General features: G+C 48.6%; 14 protein-coding genes. 3 read left to right on the top strand and 11 right to left on the bottom strand.

Features of this window, described 5'->3' with window-relative positions:
- Positions 1–199 precede the first annotated feature (199 nt).
- Positions 200–988, top strand: a complete 789-nt coding sequence (locus tag BLS03_RS12195) for a hypothetical protein (RefSeq protein WP_093274155.1) — start codon at positions 200–202, stop codon at positions 986–988.
- A 122-nt stretch (positions 989–1,110) separates the two neighbouring features.
- Here BLS03_RS12195 and acs read toward each other — a convergent pair whose 3' ends face one another.
- From acs to BLS03_RS12180, 3 genes are all read right to left on the bottom strand, one after another.
- Positions 1,111–3,060, bottom strand: a complete 1,950-nt coding sequence (gene acs / locus BLS03_RS12190; protein ID WP_093274152.1) for an acetate--CoA ligase — start codon at positions 3,058–3,060, stop codon at positions 1,111–1,113.
- A gap of 191 nt (positions 3,061–3,251) precedes the next feature.
- The gene (locus BLS03_RS12185; protein WP_093274149.1) at positions 3,252–3,887 is read right to left on the bottom strand and encodes a 3'-5' exonuclease; all 636 of its coding nucleotides are present in this window, start codon (positions 3,885–3,887) and stop codon (positions 3,252–3,254) included.
- An 11-nt stretch (positions 3,888–3,898) separates the two neighbouring features.
- Positions 3,899–5,725: a DUF294 nucleotidyltransferase-like domain-containing protein gene (locus BLS03_RS12180; protein ID WP_093274145.1), complete on the bottom strand. Its 1,827-nt coding sequence runs from the start codon at positions 5,723–5,725 to the stop codon at positions 3,899–3,901.
- Positions 5,726–5,904: 179 nt separating this feature from the next.
- On the opposite strand from BLS03_RS12180, the gene BLS03_RS12175 reads away from it, so the two are divergent.
- Complete coding sequence (locus BLS03_RS12175; protein ID WP_093274141.1) at positions 5,905–7,098, top strand: 3-phenylpropionate MFS transporter; 1,194 nt, start codon at positions 5,905–5,907, stop codon at positions 7,096–7,098.
- A 93-nt stretch (positions 7,099–7,191) separates the two neighbouring features.
- Complete coding sequence (locus BLS03_RS12170) at positions 7,192–10,632, top strand: hybrid sensor histidine kinase/response regulator (protein ID WP_093274139.1); 3,441 nt, start codon at positions 7,192–7,194, stop codon at positions 10,630–10,632.
- 29 nt (positions 10,633–10,661) lie between these two features.
- On the opposite strand, the gene BLS03_RS12165 is transcribed toward BLS03_RS12170, so the two are convergent.
- From BLS03_RS12165 to aspA, 8 genes are all read right to left on the bottom strand, one after another.
- Positions 10,662–11,144, bottom strand: coding sequence for a hypothetical protein (locus BLS03_RS12165; protein ID WP_093274136.1), 483 nt, complete (start codon positions 11,142–11,144; stop codon positions 10,662–10,664).
- 96 nt (positions 11,145–11,240) lie between these two features.
- Entirely contained in the window at positions 11,241–12,968 is a 1,728-nt protein-coding gene (locus BLS03_RS12160) for a sodium:solute symporter family protein (protein ID WP_093274134.1), read from the bottom strand.
- 12 nt (positions 12,969–12,980) lie between these two features.
- Positions 12,981–13,244: a DUF4212 domain-containing protein gene (locus tag BLS03_RS12155; protein ID WP_093274128.1), complete on the bottom strand. Its 264-nt coding sequence runs from the start codon at positions 13,242–13,244 to the stop codon at positions 12,981–12,983.
- Between the two features lie 204 nt (positions 13,245–13,448).
- A complete protein-coding gene (locus tag BLS03_RS12150; RefSeq protein ID WP_093274125.1) occupies positions 13,449–14,072 on the bottom strand; it encodes a MarC family protein in 624 nt (207 codons plus the stop codon).
- A 183-nt stretch (positions 14,073–14,255) separates the two neighbouring features.
- Positions 14,256–14,894 carry a response regulator transcription factor gene (locus tag BLS03_RS12145; protein WP_093274122.1) on the bottom strand — a complete coding sequence of 213 codons (639 nt, stop codon included), beginning with the start codon at positions 14,892–14,894 and terminating at the stop codon, positions 14,256–14,258.
- A 156-nt stretch (positions 14,895–15,050) separates the two neighbouring features.
- Positions 15,051–16,904 (bottom strand): protein-disulfide reductase DsbD, encoded by a 1,854-nt coding sequence (locus tag BLS03_RS12140; protein ID WP_093274272.1) that lies wholly within the window; start codon positions 16,902–16,904, stop codon positions 15,051–15,053.
- A 189-nt stretch (positions 16,905–17,093) separates the two neighbouring features.
- Positions 17,094–18,401, bottom strand: coding sequence for an anaerobic C4-dicarboxylate transporter (locus BLS03_RS12135; protein WP_093274120.1), 1,308 nt, complete (start codon positions 18,399–18,401; stop codon positions 17,094–17,096).
- Between the two features lie 133 nt (positions 18,402–18,534).
- Positions 18,535–19,986, bottom strand: coding sequence for an aspartate ammonia-lyase (aspA, locus tag BLS03_RS12130; RefSeq protein ID WP_093274114.1), 1,452 nt, complete (start codon positions 19,984–19,986; stop codon positions 18,535–18,537).
- Positions 19,987–20,122: the final 136 nt, after the last annotated feature.

Here is a 20,122-nt window from a genome sequence, read left to right as displayed (position 1 = left end):
TGCTTTCTCATTCTTTTATTTGAGTCTTGAATGACGGCAAATTGGCGTTCTTAATTCAAGTACTCTGGCGCAATTTATTGGTCTTTATTTGCCGAATAAAGCCCTATATATTGTGCGACCATTTTTTATCCATTAGCCATGCTCTCAATGTTTGAGGTGCTGTTGTATGTTGCAACTGGCTGGAAACATAAGGGTCCACATGATGAAAAAGATTTTATTAGCCGCGTTGTTAGTACCGGGGATCGCTTGTGCTCAAGGCCAAGTGATACAGAACAAAGACAAGCTCGACGATGATCCAACCAAAGTGATCACCAAAGTGGGTGTGTCTTACGCCAACAACTTTGATTTTGACGACAGCAATGTGGCGTTCTCTGGATCGCTTGCTCTCGATGACGCACGCAAACTTAACGCTCGTGTAAACCATGATGCGAGCGAGTGGCGTATTGGTGGTTCATGGCTATTTCCGGTCGGTATTGTGAATTTTAACTTTGGTAAGAATGAGTACACCAACGGCGCAACTCAGACTAACTACAGTGTGGGGAGCTTCATGCCGCTGAGTTATTTCGGCATTGAACCTGCCGGCATTCAGTTGTTCCCAATGGCGGGCTATACCTATAACGACGGAGAGTCACCAAAGTGTGGTGGCAATACCGGCGACAAGTGCGCATCAGAAAACTTCAATGGTACGCCGTCGCCAGAAAATGGCTTCAATATGGTGACGTCAAGCAGTCACAGCGGTTATCTTGGCGCGTTTGGCTTGAAAGCATTAACGCCGAAATTCACTTTACTTGGCTTTGTCGCCGGTTCTTATGGCTCGAAAAACGATGAAGGCGAGAACTACAAAGGCGCGTTTGGCGGCCTTGGTGGTGGTTACCGAATTGACAAAAATAACTCGATGAACGCGTTTGTATTTATGCAAGATAACAACACCTATCTCGATGAAGCCGACAAGCGTATTGTCGCCTCTTACACTTACCAGTTTGATTAAGTTTGCCCCTTGAGCAGCAAGTCGGTAAAGAATAGAAAAGGCACCTCAGGGTGCCTTTTCTATCTGTGATGGCGCAAGCTAGCTCGACACTTGCGCGCTCAAAGTTGGTGAGTTCGAATGGTTTAACAAAGCTCTGCTTGCTCGGCAATCAACTTGTCGACCACACTTGGGTCTGCCAAGGTTGAAGTGTCGCCTAAATTACTGGTGTCGCCAGTGGCAATTTTGCGCAATATACGACGCATGATTTTGCCAGAGCGTGTTTTCGGTAGCGAGTCTGTCCAGTGCAGCACATCGGGCGTTGCAATTGGGCCTATCTCTTTACGCACCCAGTCTTTGACTTCTTTATGCAGCTCGGCGCTTGGCACTTCACCATCAATTAAGGTGATGTAGGCGTAAATCGCTTGGCCTTTAATATCGTGCGGAATCCCGACGATTGCCGCTTCGGCAATTTTCTCATGGGCGACCAAAGCCGACTCAATCTCAGCGGTGCCCATGCGGTGGCCGGAGACATTGAGGACGTCATCGACACGACCTGTGATCCAGTAGTAGCCATCTTCATCGCGGCGCGCGCCGTCGCCAGTAAAGTACATGCCTTTGAAGGTCGAGAAGTAGGTCTGCTCAAAGCGGTCATGATCGCCATATACAGTGCGCATTTGGCCTGGCCAAGAGTCAAGAATCACTAAGTTACCTTCGGTTGCACCTTCGACAATGTTGCCAACGTTATCAACCAGCGCAGGTTGAACACCAAAGAATGGTCGTGTTGCTGAGCCCGGTTTAAGGTCAGTGGCACCAGGAAGCGGAGTAATCAAAATGCCGCCGGTTTCAGTTTGCCACCACGTATCGACGATCGGCGATTGGCTGTTACCAATGGTCTTGTAATACCACTCCCACGCTTCAGGGTTAATCGGCTCACCGACTGAACCCATGATGCGCAAGCTGCTACGAGATGTGCCTTTGATTGCTTCATCGCCTTTGGCCATTAGGGCGCGAATCGCGGTTGGCGCAGTATAGAGAATATTGACTTGGTGCTTATCGACCACTTCACTCATACGGCTGGTATTTGGGTAGTTTGGTACCCCTTCAAATAAAATGGTTTTCGCGCCGTTAGACAGAGGCCCATAAACCAAGTAGGTGTGGCCCGTAATCCAGCCCACATCGGCGGTACACCAGAATGTTTCGCCAGGTTGGTAGTCGAACACGTATTTAAACGTCATGGTGGCGTACACCAGATAACCGCCAGTGGTGTGCAGCACCCCTTTAGGCTTACCAGTCGAACCCGAGGTATAAAGAATGAAAAGTGGGTCTTCAGCTTTCATCTCTTCTGGTGGACAGTCACTTGAAACCTTTTCAGTCGCTTCATGCCACCAAACGTCGCGAGCCTCATTCCACGCTACTTCGCCGCCAGTACGTTTTAACACCACGACTTTGGTATCGGCACTGATTTCCGGATTGGTCAGAGCTTGGTCGACGTTTTTCTTCAGCGGTACTGCGCGACCGCCGCGCACGCCTTCGTCGGCGGTAATAACCAGTTTAGCGTTGGAATCGACAATCCGGCCAGCGAGTGCATCCGGTGAAAAGCCACCAAACACCACAGTATGAACTGCACCGATGCGAGTACAGGCCAGCATCGCAACCGCCGCTTCAGGGACCATTGGCATGTACAGACACACCACATCACCTTTTTTCACCCCTTGAGCTTTAAGCACGTTGGCAAAACGGCAGACTTGTTGGTGCAATTGGTTAAAGGTTAGGGTGGTATCTTCTGCGGGGTTATCGCCTTCCCAGATGATCGCCACGTCATCGCCACGCGTGGCAAGGTGGCGGTCGATACAGTTGGCCGAGACATTCAAGGTCCCGTCTTCAAACCAACGGATGTCGACGTGGCCAGTATCAAATGAGGTGTGTTTTACTTTGCTAAAAGGTTTGATCCAATCAACAATCTTGCCGTGTTCGCTCCAAAATCCTTCTGGGTCTTGTACCGACTGCTGATACATCGTTTGGTAGGTATCATTATCCGCGTGTGTATGGGCTTTAATATTGTCTTGAACCGGATAAATATGAGCTTCACTCATGGCTTCTCTCCTTGTGAATTCAGCAAGTGTCTTTTCGTTGGGCAAAATTTTGGTATTACTTGCATGCGAAGGTGTGCCTATAACTGTCAGCCAATGGCCTCGATTCGACAATTAGACTTTAGGATTACGCTTTGGCGTAAAAGGATAAATGAGTGAATTCGCTCCCAATTTTATGCGAGACAAGCCCGTGTTTACTGCGAGTTTGGGACATTGAAACTGGGCAGATCACCCTTGGTTAAGCGCACATAAACCATCGCGGCGGCAATCGCATCTTCGAGTGCGTTGTGCTTGTCTTCTTGCATTGGTAAATCGAGATGGCGACAAATGGCTTCAAGGCTAAGGTCGAAATAGGCATTAGGCAGATGCTGCTCGAGTTTATCGTGATAGATCTGGCTGACTTCAATGATCGGATTGGGCAGTGGAAAGCCAAAGTGCTTTAAGCAGGCGAGGTCGAGAATCTTTTTGTCGTAGCGAATGTGATAGCCGACCAACGGACGCTTGCCGATAAAATCGATCAATTGAAGCAGGGCGCTGCGCTCATCTAACCCATCAATCAAGTCTTGATGACGAATGCGATGAATCTTGATCGAGCCGCTATCGAGTGATTGTGGCGCACGCAGATGTACTTCAAACGGTGCGCTGGTAATGATGCGATTGCCGATGATTTTGGTCGCAGCAATCGTCACCAGTTCTGCACGTTTAGGGTCAAGGCTGGTGGTTTCGCAATCCACCGACACGAACTCGCCGCTGGTTACGCCATCAAACAGAGTTTGATAAGGCGAGCCTCGCAGTTTGTAGTGCCAGTATTTACGCCACAGCCAGTTCATCAATGCCTACCTTAATCGCGAATTTGATAATGGTAAGCCAGCAGTTGCTTGAATTTCTTCACTACGTGGAAAGCATGACGCAGCAAATCGCGCTCCGAGCGTTCTAGCTGTTTCAGGTCGATACGGCTGTGGGCATGCTGCTGGTTCAGTTGCTGATTTAGACGCAGCTTAAACAGCAGTTTAAGGGCTTCACTAAGGTTATCGGCAGTCTCTGGCTCAAGCACTTTTTTATCGCGCAGCGCCTCGATGCGCTCAAAGGTGTTTTTGTTGGCTATCGCATATTCGAGTGCTAAGGCGCGAACGCCGTGAACAATCGGGAAAATGCCGCCGCTTTTGACATCCAAACCCTGCTTGTCATCTTTGACGTTGCCAAATAAGGTTAGCGGCGTAGAAAACTGCAGCGCTGGTTGAGTAAAGGTTTGCAGTATCAACATGCGATTGGCCATCAATTTGGTGAGGTGATCGCTAACCGGCGTGAGTAAGTCGCGATTACCGGCGACAGCGGTGGCATCGGCCATAATCGCAAGGTCTAACATCTCTTCCGGGCGCATGTCTTGAACCCATTTGGAAATGGTGGCCTTCCAATCGCTCTGATTTTTCACCCATTTGGCGTTGTTGACCATCACTTTACCCGGGCACAGCGGATAGCCAAGTTGCTGCAGGGTATGGGTGAGGTTTTGCATTATTGAGTCACAGTGATGCCACTCAAGCCCGTCTTTAATGATCAAAGCGTTGTCTTGATCGGTTTTTAAAATTTGTTCGCCGCGCCCTTCGGAACCTAGCACTAACAAGCAGCAGTGATCGTGCAGCGCCGGGGGCACCACCAGTTCAAAGGCTTTTTCGATAATTTGTTCATTGACGGCCGAAATTAGCTGCATGATAAAGCGAGTGCGAATGCCATTGCGCAGCAGTACTTCGACCAATTGACGTTGGCGATTTGAGGCGATAGCGAGCTCTTCGATACTCGTGGCGCGAGCAATACTCAGAGTTAGCACATGGGAGTGGGTGGAGAAGGCACTCAGAATTTGAGTCATGTCGAGCATGCCAATCGCTTGTTTGCCGTCGCAGACCATCAAACGTTTCATTTTATTGCGCGTCATAGTGATCATGGCGTTAAACAAAAACTCGCCGCGTTCAACATGAAACACCGGAAACGAGGCAATCTGAGCGACGGGTGCATCGCGACTGACGTTTTCTAGCATCACAGCGTGCAATAAATTGGTCCGCGTGACGATTGCGTAAGGAAGAGCATGACTAGCGTTTGTTAGCCTCGGATCATCCGCGGCAAGTGCGATCAGCGCCGAGTCGCGGCCATTGTCTTTGAGAATTTCGGTGACGCTATGCAGCGCTTCATCTGGGCTCAGAATCAACGGCGGATGGTAAATCTCTTCGGTCACTTCAGTGAGAATAAATTCGGCCAGATTTTGCTGCTGATGCGCGGCATCGAGCAGGGCTTGGCGTTTGGCAAGGTTATTATCGAAGTACGCCGCAAATTCACCATTTTGTTGATAAAGTTCGAGAAATACCTGTTTGGGCAACAAGTACGTCAGCGTATCCTCAAGAGCAACATAGTGATGCTTGGTGGTGCCCTCAAACAGTGAGCGGACGTCAAACAGATCGTCGTTAGCGTAGTGAGCATACACTTCTTGGTTATCGCTGGAGCGCTCCTCGACTGCGCCTTTGATGACCACATGCAAATGACGGCTTTCAGACCCAGCCTGCAGTATTCGTTCACTTTGTCGAAAATAGGCGACATCAAGCGCGGTTCGCAAACGGCTTTGCTGCGATTCGGTTAAACGGTCAAACGGGGGCGATTGGGTATTGAATTTGTCCGGCATTCGAGGTGCTCACTCATCCATAATGCATTTTAGTGTGGCAAATTTACGCCCAACCTCCAGACGACTTTGGTCGTATTAGTAGAGAAACGGGAAACGCTGTTTGTCTAACAATTCCCTTTTTCAAGAACTCATCTCAGTAGATAATGTGCGCGTTTTTCAAAAATGATTAGGATTGATACATGTTTAAGCCGACTCCATATGGATGGATATCGCAATATTTCTTGGGCTTTTTCTTTGCCTATGGTGTTTATTTGCCGTTCTGGGCTCTGTGGTTTAAAGGCCAAGGTGTATCGGCTACGGATATTGGCTTGTTGGTCGGGATTGGTCTTGCAACTCGCTGTGTCGCAAACATTGTATTAACGCCTCGAATTCATCGCGCTGAACACTTAATGCCTGCGCTGCGCGCGATTACTTTCGCCGGTTTACTTTTTGTTGGTCTGCACTTTTTTACCGGCGGCAGTTTTTGGTTGATGGCGCTAGCGACCGTGCTGTTTAACTTGTGCTGCGGGCCGATCATTCCACTTTCAGACTCAGTTGCAAACTACTACAACCGATTGAAATTACTCGATTATGGCCGTGCGCGTTTGTGGGGGTCCGTCGCTTTTATCGCAGGTTCAACCGTGGTGGGTTATCTGATCCATCTTTACGGTTCAGATATGATTTTGTACACCGCGTTGGCCGGTTTTAGTATCGCGATTTTGCTGTCGCTGCGCAGCACCAATCCGATGCCTGTCACTCAACAAGATGCTCATATGGCGCGTCCCAAACTGAGCCACTTGCTGCGTGAATGGCCAGTATTGAAGTTCTTGATTTTGATGTCTTTGATTCAAGGTAGCCACGCGGCTTACTACAGTTTCAGCTCAATTTACTGGAAACAGGCGGGTTACTCGGAAGACATTATCGGCTACTTATGGAGTTTAGGTGTTGCATCAGAAGTGTTTATTTTCGCTATGAGCAAGCGCCTATTCTCTGGTTTATCACTACGCGCATTGTTCTTCGTCGCGGCAATTGGTGTGATCGTGCGTTGGGGCCTGACCGCTTCAACCACCTTATTGGCGGCGCTGGTTCTGATTCAACTTTTGCACGGCGTGACTTTTGCGTTAGCCCACGTCGCGGCGATTCAATACATTCAGCAATCTGAGCAGAATAAAATGGTGGCGCTGCAGTCGCTATATAACGCGATTCCTCTAGGTGCCTTTACTGCACTGATGACCACCTTTAGTGGTTGGGCTTATGAGCATTGGGGTGCTCAGGTATTTTGGGTGATGGCTGGTATGGGCGTACTGGCGCTATTTATTAAGGTCACTCCCGCAAAAAATAGTTCAACGCTCAGAGATGTGATCGCCAAACCTGAGGTTGAAGCACAGAATTAAAGTTGCTGCGTTGTGTTTAAACCGACTCCTTAGTTAAATAAAAACTCCTCCTCGCTGGGGGAGTTTTTTTATGGGAAAAACTGAGGGTTAGCAATGCAAGGATGGTTTGTGATTCCAGTCTCTTTGGCGTATCTAGGCATTCTGTTTTTGATTGCGTGGTACGGCGATAAGCGCAAAGGATGGCTCGCGCAGTGGCGTCCTTGGATGTACAGCTTGTCGATTGCAGTGTACTGCACCTCGTGGACCTTCTTTGGCACTGTTGGCCAAGCGGCTGCTAACCCTTGGTCATTTCTACCGATTTATTTGGCTCCGATTTTGGTGTTCACGCTTGGCTGGCGTATCTTGGCGCGCCTGATTTTGATCGCTAAGCGCGAACACATAACGTCGATTGCCGACTTTATTGCTGCCAGATACGGCAAATCACAAGGTTTGGCGGTGGCAATCACCTTTATTGCAGTGATCGGCATTCTGCCTTATATCGCTTTGCAACTGCGCGCGGTGACCATGGGGCTAGACATCATAGCGCCGGATTTCACCCAGCAAGTGGGCGCCGATGGTGGTGATGTGTCGCTGTTTGTGGTTGCTGCGCTGGCGGTGTTTACCATTTTATTTGGTACGCGCCATATTGATAATACCGAGCATCACCGTGGCATGATGATGGCGATTGCATTTGAATCGATCGTCAAACTGGTGGCATTTTTGCTGGTAGGGGGCTTTATCTTAAGCCTTGGCATGAGCGATACCAGTTTCAGTTTTAATCAGATTATTTCTTCAACCTATCAAGCGCCAAACCTACCAACATTGCTGATTCATACGCTACTGACCATGATGGCGCTGCTGTGTTTACCACGCCAGTTTCACACCATGATTGTCGAAAACGAACGCGCGCAAGACTTACACACCGCGCGCTGGGTCTTTCCCCTTTACCTCATCTTGATCGGCTTATTTGTATTGCCGATTGCTTGGGTCGGTCAGGGCATTTTGCCAGACAGTTTGGCAGACACGTATGTGGTCAGCATTCCGATGCATGTTGGCGCCGAGAATATTGCACTGTTTGCATTTCTTGGCGGAACGTCGGCCGCCAGCGGCATGGTGATTGTTTCAACCATTGCGCTAGCAATCATGGTCACCAACGACATGGTGATGCCGCTATTGCTGCGAAGAATGAAACTGTCGCAGCGTAATCATCGTCATTTCTCGCGCTTTTTATTGATGATTCGCCGCGCTCTAATCGTGCTGATTTTGCTTGGCGCGTGGTTTTTCTATCAAGCGCTGGACGGAATTCAGTCGTTATCGGCGATCGGTTTTCTCTCGTTTGCGGCGATTACCCAATTTGCGCCAGCGTTAATTGGCGGTATGTACTGGCGCTTGGGCAATCGCAAAGGTGTGTATGTCGGGTTGGGTTTTGGTTTCACTCTGTGGCTAATTACCTTAATGTCGCAAACCGGAATTTTGGCCGGTAACGCCGAGACCAACCCGCTGTTATGGGTGATTACACCGCCGAAAATACTGGCCAGTTGGGGGATTGATAGCGCCGACTGGGGTATGATTTCCAGCGTGATGCTCAATGCGCTGTGCTATGTGATTGTCTCGTTACTTACCCGCTCAAGCTTAAGTGAGCGTTTACAATCCGCCGCTTTTGTCGGTACGCCGCTGCCGGAAAGCGAAAACATCAGTTTGTATCAAAGCCGTGTGACCGTCGGGGAGCTAGAGATGCTGGCGTCGCGGTTTGTTGGTCGCTCGCGAGTGCGAGTGGCATTTCGTCAATACTGGAGTCAGCAGCGCGAAACCTTAATGCCCAACCAGCAAGCTCCTTCCTCTTTAATTCGTCATACCGAACGGGTATTGGCCGGCGTATTTGGCGCCTCTTCGGCGAAGTTAGTTCTGACTTCGGCGCTGCAAGGGCGCAATATGCAGCTTGAAGAAGTGGCGACGATTGTCGATGAAGCGTCCGAGTTGTACGACTTTAGTCGTGGCTTATTGCAAGGCGCGATTGAACATATTGGTCAAGGCATTGCGGTGGTGGATAAACAATTGCGGCTGGTGGCGTGGAATCAGCGCTATCTTGAACTGTTTGATTTTCCGCCGGGGCTGATTCAAGTCGGTAGGCCGATTGCCGACGTGATTCGCCATAATGCGCAGCAAGGTTTGTGCGGTCCGGGCGACCCGGAAGATCATGTGCGGCGGCGAATTTACCATCTGGAACAAGGCTCTCGTCATACCTCGTCACGTATTCGCCCGGATGGGCGAGTGATAGAAGTGCAAGGTAACCCTATGCCAGGCGGCGGTTTTGTGATGAGCTTTACTGATATCACCGTGTTTCGCGATGCCGAGCGGGCGTTGCAACAAGCCAATGAAACTCTGGAAGAGCGAGTTAAAGACCGTACTCAAAAGCTCGAAACATTGAATAAACAGTTGGTGGCCGCGAATCAACGCTCTGAACTGGAATCGCAATCCAAGTCGCGATTTTTGGCGGCGGTGAGCCACGATTTAATGCAGCCACTCAATGCTGCTCGGCTGTTCGCTTCTTCATTTTCTGAAGTGGCACCAGACACGCAAACCAAAACACTCGCCGAACACATTGAGAGCGCGCTTGGTGCTGCTGAAGATTTGATTGGTGACTTGCTGGACATCTCGCGCCTTGAATCGGGCAAGCTCGATGTCAATCCGCGCCGTTTCCCAATTCACGATGTACTGACTAACCTCAACGCTGAATTCAGCGCGCTGGCTCGCCAGCAACAGGTTGAGTTTAAAATGGTTTCTTCCTCGTTGTTGGTCAATTCTGACCCTAAATTGTTGCGCCGCGTGGTGCAAAATTTCCTCACCAACGCGTTTCGTTATAACCCGCAGGGTAAAGTGTTGCTAGGGGTTAGACGCTGTGGCGAGCAAGTGCGCATCGATGTGTGGGATAACGGCATCGGTATTGAACAAGATAAGCAGCAAGAGATCTTTGAAGAGTTTAATCGCGGCTCACAAGTGCGTTCGGATCAAGGGCTTGGGCTTGGGTTGGCAATTTCAAAAGGCATTGCTCATGTGCTTGGCCATGACATTTCGATGCGTTCTTGGCCGGGACAAGGTAGCGTCTTTTCTATCACGCTGCCAAGAGTGGATGCGGTGGAAGCGATTCCTGTCTCTGAACCTTCGCCAAATGCCTCCCATGATTTGCAAGGTGTGCGAGTACTGTGTGTGGATAACGAGCCAGATATTCTACTTGGAATGGATAATTTGTTATCGCGCTGGGGCTGTGATGTGCGTTTGGCGCATGACATTGTGGAGAGTTTGCAGTGCTTAGATGACCAGTGGCAGCCGCAAGTGGTGCTGTCGGATTACCGTTTGGACGATGGCCGCACTGGGCTTGAAGTGTTGCAGCAGTGTCGCCTGCGCATGGGCGAACGTTTTATCGGTGTGATTATCAGTGCTGACCGCACGGAAGAGATGCTGGAAACCATCGCAGCGCAGCGATTTAGCTTTATTGCCAAACCAGTCAAGCCTTTGAAATTGCGCGCGGTGCTAAATCGAGTGACTGCGGCATAGTACTGCGGCATAGTGCCGCAGCCTAGAATTTATTGATTGAGTAACGTTTGGTAGTGGACGAACTTGGTTTGTGTTTCGCCGTAATACAAGGTGTTGTTGGCTTTGACCACCACGCGTAACCAATCGCTATCGGCGTTTGGTGCGGGTAATGTTAACTGCCAATTTTGATGGCCATCGTCGCTGGGTTGCATGGCGACAGGTTCGCCCGCACTTTGCTGATCGCTGACAAGAGAAAGCTGGGCATTTTCAAGTGGGTATTGGGAGTAAAGGCTTAATACCAGTTTGTCTTCGCTGACCGATTCACTACGAAATTTAAGTTTAAAATCGCCGTTTTCCATGTTGCACAATCCACTGGTGTAACGACAGTTTGATTGACTGGCGAGTTTATAACTTTCCCCTTCTTGTGCGCTTTGCGGCTTTTCACTGACCGCTAAGTCAGTGCCGACATAAGCGATAATTGACAGAATCGGGGCAATCAAAAGGGCGAGGATAAAGTGCTTGTTTTTGAACATATTTAGCTTCCTTGCGGCGACGTCTTAATGGCTAAATTACAGCAATTCATTGAATAAAAAAGCCCCGTGCGGGGCTTTTGTGGTTTAGGGTCAAGATTAGTGAGATTGCGCTGTACCTGCACCGGCTGGAACGCGAACATGCTCAACCAAATCTTTGACTTCTTGTGGTGTTTCCGCTGTTACACGTGACACTGCAAACGCAACGATGAAGTTACAGATGGCACCGACCACGCCAAAGGCGTTTGGCTCAATACCTAGGAACCAGTTGCTGCCCCAGCTTTCTAGGTAAGTCCAATCAGGAATAAATAGGATCCCTTTGTGTTGGAATACGTAGAACAGAGTGATACTGATACCTGTGATCATACCGGCGATAGCGCCCTCTTTGTTAATGTTCTTGCTAAAGATACCCATCATCAAGGCTGGGAAAATCGATGAGGCAGCAAGACCAAAGGCTAGGGCTACCGTACCGGCGGCAAAGCCCGGTGGGTGTAGGCCGAGATACCCGGCGACCGCAATCGCCACCGCCATCGAAATGCGACTCGCCAGCAGCTCTTTTTTCTCCGAGATATTTGGATTGATTACCCCTTTAATCAAGTCATGGGATATCGCTGATGAAATTGCCAGTAGCAGACCCGCTGCGGTTGAAAGTGCAGCCGCTAGGCCACCTGCTGCAACCAGTGCGATGACCCAATTTGGCAGTTTCGCGATCTCTGGGTTGGCCAATACCATGATGTCGTTATCCACTTTTAGCTCGTTGGTTGCTGCGCTAGAAGTGTATTGGATTGCGCCATCGCCATTTTTGTCATCAAAGCTAAGCAGACCGGTTTTTTCCCAGTTTTTGAACCAATCAGGGCGTTCGTCATACACCAAGTTAGTGGTTGGTGTTGGATTAACGGTATCCATTAAGTTCAAACGTGCCATCGCTGCAACCGCAGGTGCTGTGGTGTATAGAATGGCAATGAAGAACAGTGCCCAGCCCGCAGAGGTACGTGCATCACGCACTTTTGGTACGGTGAAGAAGCGAATGATAACGTGTGGCAGACCCGCAGTACCGATCATTAGCGACATGGTGTAAGCAAACATGTTGAGCGTATCGCCCCGCACTTGGGTGGTGTATTCACTAAACCCGAGTTCGGTCACCACTTGATCGAGTCGGTCGAGCAAGTATTGGTCGCTACCCGCCATGGTGCTACCGAGACCAATTTGCGGCAAAGGATGACCCGTCAGCTGCAGAGAGATGAATATTGCTGGAATGGTGTAAGCAAGAATGAGTACGCAATATTGAGCAATCTGAGTGTAAGTGATGCCTTTCATACCGCCCATAACGGCATAAATGAACACGATACACATACCGATGCCAAGCCCGGTCGCGTAGTCCACTTCCAAGAAGCGACCAAACGCCACGCCAACCCCTTTCATCTGACCGATAACGTATGTGACCGACGCAATGATTAAACATGCTACGGCAACCACGCGCGCGGCGTTAGAGTAAAAGCGTTCACCGACGAACTCCGGCACGGTAAATTTGCCGAATTTACGTAAGTAAGGGGCGAGCAGCAGTGCAAGAAGCACGTAGCCGCCTGTCCATCCCATAAGGAATACTGAACCGCCGTAACCCATGAAAGCAATCAGACCGGCCATTGAAATAAACGATGCCGCTGACATCCAATCGGCTGCGGTTGCCATGCCGTTTGCAATTGGGTTAACCCCGCCGCCTGCGACATAGAACTCTTTGGTTGAGCCCGCTCGAGCCCAGATTGCGATGCCGATGTAGAGCAAGAAGGTTGCCCCGACGACTAGATAAGTGATGGTTTTTAAATCCATGACGAAGACTCCTTACTCGTCCACGTTAAATTCGCGGTCAATCTGACGCATCTTCCACGCGTAGTAGAATATGATGGCTAAAAATGCGTAGATAGAACCTTGTTGAGCGAACCAGAAACCAAGTTTGTAGCCGCCAAGTTGAAATTGATTCAGAACATCGACAAATAAAATGCCGCAGCCGAAAGATACGACAAACCAGATCACCATTAAGGTCACCATGAGTTTTACGTTCTTGTCCCAATAGGCCTTGGCTTTTTCCTGACTTTCAAACGCCATTGCCGTCTCCTTAGAATGTATTGTTGTTAATAAAATGTTTCAGGAATTACAATAGCAAGGGTTGTGCAACAGCGCTTTTCAACTTTAGTCGGGCTCTAGATATGAAAAACGCCCGATTAACGGGCGTTTATGTGAACAAGGCTCAGAAAGTGCAATGTTAATGGAGTGTAAAATTAGCCAAAGGTCTAATTCAGCCTACAGGCTTTAGAGATAAAAATTTTTAATCCCCAGTAGCAGGTTATTCACCGCCACCGCCGCGAGAATCAGCCCCATCACACGGCTGATGATTTCGGCGCCCACATCGCCAATCCACTGGTGAATTTTGTTCGCACCCATCAATAAAACCAGCGTAATCAATAGCACAAACACCATAACACCGGCCGTCAGTGCTTGATCAGTGAGCGCATAGCGATGGTTATCGGTGAGCATCACAATCGCCATCATCGCGCCAGGAGATGCGATTGAAGGAATGGCTAGTGGGTACACTGCAAGGTTTGCCAGTTCTTTGTGATGAACTTCTGTCGATAAACGTGTTTCGCTTTGCGGTTTGCCTTCGCCAAAGATCATGGTTAAGGCGAACAGCAGTAATACTAAACCGCCTGCGGCTTGAAACGCAGGAAGTGGAATTTGCATCGCTTCAAGTAGCAGCTGACCCGCGATGAGAAAAAACAGTAACACTCCCGTGGCAATGCCGACGGCCTTGAGCGCGACTAAGCGGCGCTGTTTAGTGGTTAAATGCGTGGTTTGCGATAAATAGACCGGGACAGTACCAATAGGGTCAATAACCGCCCAAAGTACGACAAACTGCGTGATCAAGATACTCAACACTAAAAGGCCTCCATAAGTAAAGGAGCGGCACATCTTTTGAAGCACGACTTCAAGAAGATTAGATAAAATGAAACAAGCCAAAATAATGGCTGAGGTGAATGGATAGTGTATCAGTTAGAGTGAATATTAGGCGATGTTTATAAGTCAGGGAAATTGAAACAATTTCCCCACTGAACCTTTGGTTTAGAGTTGAGTTTCAAGCTGTTGAAGCAAAATTACTGCTTGAGTACGGTTTTTTACATCTAACTTGCGAAAGATTGCCGTCATGTGAGCTTTGATCGTCGCTTCAGAAACATTGAGTTCGTATGCGATCTGCTTGTTGAGCAAGCCATCAGACAGCATGGTCAGCACTTTATATTGCTGAGGTGTCAAGGTGGCGAGTTTGTCGCTGAGGTTGTCACTCTCTGGCGCGTTGATAATTAGCTCTTCAGGAAAGAAAGGTTCGCCATTGAGCACAGTATTGAGCGCACTAACCAGTTCACGCATGTCGCTGGATTTAGGAATAAAACCAAATGCGCCGTGGCGTTTCACTTGGGTCACCACCGCGGGTTCTTCACTGGCTGAAATCACCACAATGGGTAAGTCTGGATATTCGGACCGCAGTTGAATCAGCCCAGACATACCATTGGCGCCAGGCATTTTAAGATCGAGCAGGAGTAAGTCTGGGTCGATATCGGATTTGCTAAGCAAAGTTAATAGCGCGTCTAAGGAATCGGCTTCCAGAAGATTGGCACCACTGATGGCCATGTGAACCGACTGGAACAAGGCATTGCGAAACAGTGGATGGTCGTCAGCGATGATGATGGTATAGGTAGAATCCATGACGTTAATTTCTTTTAACCAATTCGTTAATGAAATTATTGTCAGCTTTGACAAATTGAACAATGTCGACAGATTAAAAGTCTGAACTGAATCGACTTTTATTATCAAAATTGCATATAAAACTTGGCACTGGTACATCGACCAGTGCCAAACCGTTTATAAACCGTGTTTTTCGAGGTGATCGAGAAATGGCTGCGCTTTGATAAATCCGGTTAAGCGTGCGTTGGGTAAAGGATTGCCTTGCGCATCCCAGAACTCGATAGTGGGCAGGCCGAGCACTTTCATATAACTCATTAATTCGATGTCATTAGGCATGCTCTTCGTGACATCCGCTTGTAACAAAACAAAGCCTTTTAGCTTGTTTTCTACGTTTGGTTCATGAAAGGTGTATTTCTCAAACTCTTTACATGCAACGCACCAGTCGGCATAAAAATCAAACATCACTGGTTTTTGCGCTTGTTTGGCTTGATCAAGCTGCTGTTTCAGCTCTTCAAGTGTGCTAATGCGATGGAACGCAATGGCTTGAGTTTTTTCACTTGCAGGTGAGAGCCAAAGGTTAGCAACTGGCACTGCTGAAGCCACGAGGCCGAGAATGGCAAGCACGCCAACCAGGCTTTGTTTCCAACCGCCAAAGGTTAAACTGTTTTTGACGTGATATAGCCAGCCAAAGCCTGCAAGCCCAAGCGCTGACCACAGTAGCGTGGCCCAAAACTCGGGAATTAAACGCTCGAGCAAGAAAATCGGAGCCGCGAGTAAAACAAAGCCGAACAAGGTTTTGATGCGATTCATCCAATCGCCAGCTTTCGGTAGCAGTTTATTGCCAAACACCGCGGCGATGATTAATGGAATCCCCATGCCCAGCGCTAAAGCGTAGAGCGCCACTGCGCCAGTTAGCAAATCACCACTTTGTGCGACATAAAGCAATGCCCCAGACAGCGGCGCGGTGGTGCAAGGTGAGCACACCAATCCTGAAATCGCACCCATGGCAAAAACGCCCCAAACGCGACCGCCTTGCTGCTGATTACTGAGATTATTTAACCAAGTTTGCACTCTGCTAGGTAGTTGAATGGTGTAGAGACCAAACATCGACATCGCTAGCGCAATGAACAGCACACTCAAGCCAATCAATACGTAAGGGTGTTGAAGCGCGGCTTGGAATTGTAGCCCAGCGGATGCGACGACCAACCCCAGTAAGGTGTAGGTCAGTGCCATGCCTTGTACATAGATAAACGCTAGCCCTAAAGCGCGTTTTTGGCTCAGTTTGCCACTGCCGAGTACGATACTAGTGAGGATTGGATACATCGGCAGAACGCATGGAGTGAAAGCTAAACCAACACCCAATGCAAGAAACAAAAATGGTGTCCACCAATGCTTAGCCAGTTGCGAAGCAAGACCGGATTGCTCAGATGAACTCTCAGTTGATGAATTCACTTTTGCAGGGTCAAAACGTGCAGGGTCAAAACGCTGTTTTTCGCCTGGTCGAACTGGCGCAATGATTTCGTGACGTGGTTTTTCTGTCGCGGTTGATGTTGCAGTTGGCGATTTAGCAATCGCATTGAGTTTTAAGCTGCGAGTTTCAGGCGGATAACAAAATCCTGCCTTGGCACAGCCCTGATACTGAATCATTAACTCGCCGTTTTCGGCAACGGATTGCAGCGGAATTTGCACAAAAAGTGGTTCGGTATAGATGTGAACATCACCAAAGAACTCATCTTTATGTGGTGTGCCATCCACCATTTCTGCATCGCCAATGGTGGCGTTTTGCACGCTAAAATTAAGGCGCTCTTGATATAGGTAGTAACCGGGTTTGACTTGCCAATCGAGATAAATGCGGTCGCCTTGCTGATAAGCATTAAACGGAAATGCTTCGTCAACGGTGACAAATTTATGCTCGCCGCTGGCGAGTGCATCCAGCGGAGAAGAACTTGGCGAGTTAAACGCAGCATAGCTTGGCAAAGCGCTGAGCGCCGCGGTGATTAACAATAAAAAACAGCGAATTAAGCGGTGCATAATCAAATCAAAACTGAACATTCTGTGGGCTAGTGTAACCCAATCAGACCGAATTAATCCGTAAGAAGTTTCAATTGAGGGGCGATTTAGTCGAGGAAATTGGTGTGCGTATCACAGAGTGGTTAAAACGCAATGGCGAAAGATGCGCAGCTTGAACGCCACGCATCTTTTCCGTGATTGGATGAGAAATTATAAAATGACACTACCAAAGGCAAAGCCAAGTACCACCGCTGAGATGATGGTGATTACGCCTGGCACCATAAATGGATGGTTAAACACATAGCGGCCAATTCGAGTTGAGCCTGTGTCGTCCATTTCGACAGCGGCAAGCAGAGTTGGGTAAGTTGGCAGAACAAACAGCGCGCTGACGGCAGCGAAAGATGCCACTGTGGTAAGCGGAGATACGCCGATGGCTAACGCAGCAGGCATCAATGCAACCGTAGTCGCGCCTTGAGAATAAAGCAGCATCGAGGCCAAAAACAGCACGATAGCCAGCATCCAAGGGTGTTGACCAAGCAGTGAGCCGGCGACGTGTTTGATGTCATCCACATGAGCGTTAACAAAGGTTGAACCAAGCCAAGCGACGCCAAGTACGCAGACACACGCTGTCATGCCAGAGCGAAACGTGGCAGCGCTTGGAATTTGTGATGCGTCGATTTTGGTAAAAAATACGATTGCCGCAGACGCTGCTAGCATCACCGAAATGATCGCTTCGTTACGTCCCAGTGCTGGGTCGGTAATTAAACCAACAGAGTTTGAAATCGCAGCAGCGTAGCCGACCACGATTAAAATCGCCCCTAAAAAGATAAAGGTTGCGGTTTTAGCAGTAGGTAAAATGGTTCTTTTCTGCTGAGTCTCTAAGCGAATTTTACCTTCTGCTAAACGCTGCTGATAAATCGGGTCTTGCTTTAATTCACAGCCCATAAAGTTGGCAACAAATGCGCCGATCATACAAGCGATAAAGGTACTTGGAATGCACACCGCCAGTAGCATCAAGTAATCGACGCCAAACGGAGCCAACATGGCGGCAAATGCGACAACCGCTGCTGAAATTGGCGAGGCAGTAATCGCGATTTGTGATGCCACAACGGCAATAGAAAGTGGGCGAGAAGGGCGAATACCTTGTCCCTTGGCAACTTCGGCGATAACCGGTAGGGTCGAAAAGGCAGTATGTCCGGTGCCCGCCATTAAGGTCATCAAGAAGGTGACGATGGGCGCGTAAAACGTTATACGGGTTGGGTGTTTACGCAGAAAGTTTTCGGCAATCTCAACCAGCCAATCCATACCACCGGCCAACTGCATTGCGGCAATGGCGGTGATAACCGACATGATGATCAGAATAACATCGACAGGAATTAATGCTTGGCTGGTTGGAACTCCCAGCAGTAAAGATAACACGATCACACCGGCACCGCCGCATAGGCCAATCCCGATGCCGCCGATGCGTGCACCACAGTAGATAAAGAGCAGTACAACAACAAGCTCTGCAACTAACATTTTTTACCTCATGATTTTGCTTATTAATCCATCAAATTTTTGGATGTTGTGTTGGTGATTTATTGGTATTTCGTACGGTTTTTAGGCAAACAAAAAGGGTCCGATGTAGCGGACCCTTTAGCATGCGCTGTGATTATTGATAACGTTTGGCTTTGTATTTCGGATGTAGGAAGTTATCGACACACAGAATATCGTCGATCTCTTCTTCGCTAAGTAAGCCGCGTTCTAGTACCACTTCACGGACGCTTTTACCCGTTTCGGCACAAATTTTACCGACAATATCGCCCTCGTGGTGGCCGATATATGGGTTGAGATAAGTGACGATACCAATCGAGTTGTAAACGTAGTTCTCGCATACTTCTTTGTTCACTGTGATGCCATCGATGCATTTATCACGTAAGTTGACGCAAGCATTAGATAGCAGCGAAATGGATTCGAACATGCTTTGTGCAATCACAGGTTCCATCACGTTGAGCTGAAGCTGACCACCCTCGGCGGCAAACGAAACTGTGTTGTCGTTACCGAGAACTTTAAAGCACACTTGGTTAACCACTTCAGGAACCACAGGGTTAACTTTGGCAGGCATGATGGAAGAACCCGCTTGCAGTTCAGGTAGGTTAAGCTCATTTAAACCAGCGCGAGGGCCAGAAGAAAGTAAGCGCAAGTCGTTACAGATTTTTGATAATTTCACCGCTAGGCGTTTAAGCGCGCCGTGGGTCATCACGTAGGCGCCGCAGTCAGACGTCGCTTCAATCAAATCTTCGGCGGCAACGACGTCAAGCCCAGTGACTTCAGCAAGGTGTTTTACCGCCAGTTCCTGATAGCCTTCAGCCGCATTTAAGCCAGTACCGATCGCCGTTGCACCTAAGTTAATCTCAAGTAGTAGCTTGGATGTGTATTCTAGCGCGCGAATTTCTTCGTTTAGAGTCACCGCCCAAGCGTGAAACTCTTGGCCTACTGTCATTGGCACTGCGTCTTGCAATTGGGTACGACCCATTTTCAGAATCGTGCTGAACTCTTGGCTTTTGAGTTCAAAGGCACCTTTAAGGTATTCGATGGCTTCAATCAGTTTGTGGACTGAGTTGTAAACCGCAATACGAAAACCCGTTGGGTACGCACAGTTGGTCGACTGGCTGCGGTTTACATGATCATTGGGATTGATAAATTGGTATTGACCTTTTTCTTTACCCATCAACTCTAAAGCGACGTTAGCAATCACTTCATTGGTGTTCATGTTCACTGAAGTGCCAGCACCACCTTGGAATACATCTGATGGAAATTGATCCATGCATTTACCGGTTTGCAGAATCAAATCACAAGCTTCAATGATGTAACGGGCAACATCGGTCGGAATTACGCCTAGCTCTTTATTAGCAAGCGCTGCGGCTTTTTTGGTCATCACCATTCCGCGTACAAATTCAGGTACATCAGAGATAGTGACGTTAGAGATATTGAAGTTTTCAATCGCGCGTAGAGTGTGAATGCCGTAGTAAGCATCCGCTGGAACATGACGTTGACCAAGTAGATCTTCTTCGATACGGGTCGCGTTGCTGGCTGCCTGAGAGGCGTCAGTAATAGTCGACATAAGTGGATCCTTAGGTAATTATTTGGTTTGCAAAAGCTATCAATCGCCAATCACTATTTAAGAATCCATTCGCTAGAATATTTGGCTATAAATCTGTCCCGACTTAGTGGCTACATAATACTGTGATCAACGCTGA

The sequence above is a fragment of the Vibrio xiamenensis genome (genome assembly GCF_900100015.1).
GTDB lineage: Bacteria > Pseudomonadota > Gammaproteobacteria > Enterobacterales > Vibrionaceae > Vibrio > Vibrio xiamenensis.
Note: the sequence above shows the minus strand (reverse complement) of the source record. Positions and strands in the feature narration are given on the sequence as shown.

Bases quoted from the DNA above. Each gene is read 5' to 3' on its own strand.
- BLS03_RS12195 (WP_093274155.1), top strand. From the start codon at position 200: ATGATGAAAAAGATTTTATTAGCCGCGTTGTTAGTACCGGGGATCGCT.
- acs (WP_093274152.1), bottom strand. From the start codon at position 3,060: ATGAGTGAAGCTCATATTTATCCGGTTCAAGACAATATTAAAGCCCAT.
- BLS03_RS12185 (WP_093274149.1), bottom strand. From the start codon at position 3,887: ATGAACTGGCTGTGGCGTAAATACTGGCACTACAAACTGCGAGGCTCG.
- BLS03_RS12180 (WP_093274145.1), bottom strand. From the start codon at position 5,725: ATGCCGGACAAATTCAATACCCAATCGCCCCCGTTTGACCGTTTAACC.
- BLS03_RS12175 (WP_093274141.1), top strand. From the start codon at position 5,905: ATGTTTAAGCCGACTCCATATGGATGGATATCGCAATATTTCTTGGGC.
- BLS03_RS12170 (WP_093274139.1), top strand. From the start codon at position 7,192: ATGCAAGGATGGTTTGTGATTCCAGTCTCTTTGGCGTATCTAGGCATT.
- BLS03_RS12165 (WP_093274136.1), bottom strand. From the start codon at position 11,144: ATGTTCAAAAACAAGCACTTTATCCTCGCCCTTTTGATTGCCCCGATT.
- BLS03_RS12160 (WP_093274134.1), bottom strand. From the start codon at position 12,968: ATGGATTTAAAAACCATCACTTATCTAGTCGTCGGGGCAACCTTCTTG.
- BLS03_RS12155 (WP_093274128.1), bottom strand. From the start codon at position 13,244: ATGGCGTTTGAAAGTCAGGAAAAAGCCAAGGCCTATTGGGACAAGAAC.
- BLS03_RS12145 (WP_093274122.1), bottom strand. From the start codon at position 14,894: ATGGATTCTACCTATACCATCATCATCGCTGACGACCATCCACTGTTT.
- BLS03_RS12140 (WP_093274272.1), bottom strand. From the start codon at position 16,904: ATGCACCGCTTAATTCGCTGTTTTTTATTGTTAATCACCGCGGCGCTC.
- BLS03_RS12135 (WP_093274120.1), bottom strand. From the start codon at position 18,401: ATGTTAGTTGCAGAGCTTGTTGTTGTACTGCTCTTTATCTACTGTGGT.
- aspA (WP_093274114.1), bottom strand. From the start codon at position 19,986: ATGTCGACTATTACTGACGCCTCTCAGGCAGCCAGCAACGCGACCCGT.